This window comes from Lactobacillus sp. C449L (assembly GCF_059900815.1).
Window position 1 is genome coordinate 1 of sequence record NZ_JBWXGA010000196.1, and the last position, 463, is coordinate 463.

Below are 463 nucleotides of genomic sequence, written 5' to 3' on the forward strand. Positions count from 1 at the left end.
GGGATATGATCCGGACCAGGCTCCAGAGCACCTGATGGGCCAGCTTGCTGGCCTATTAGGTCGAGCCGGTGGGAAGGCCGCGTTGGAAATCGTCCCACTATTTGGCGAGGGAGAGGCCACAAACATCGAGGAAGTGGAAGTTCTCGCGTCTGCCCCGGGCTTAGACGTCCATCCCCGCCTTGGCCGGCCAGCCTCGGAAGAAGGCGAACCTTGGGAGAGGGGCAGGAGGTTGGCGCGCGAAATTCGCCGATCACTAGACATCAATTCTGGTCCAATCGACGACGGGGTTCTGCTCGATGCTCTCGGGTCGACGTCGAGCAATCTCGATGATGTTCGCCCGATCGGCGGACCATTATCCCTCGGCGTCCGGTCGTTCCGAGAGAACACACTGACGCTTCATTTCCGGAAGCGGAACCGACCTGGACTCCGGTTCGAAGCGGCCCGCTTCCTTGCTGAAATAGTG

Annotated in this window: 1 protein-coding gene; it reads left to right on the forward strand. The window is 60.5% G+C overall.

All coding sequences use genetic code 11. The annotated features are described in order from the left end of the window. Window positions 1-229: 229 nt before the first annotated feature. On the forward strand, window positions 230-463 hold a 234-nt coding region (locus AC2JF9_RS09000), incomplete at its 3' end, for a hypothetical protein (protein ID WP_500727079.1).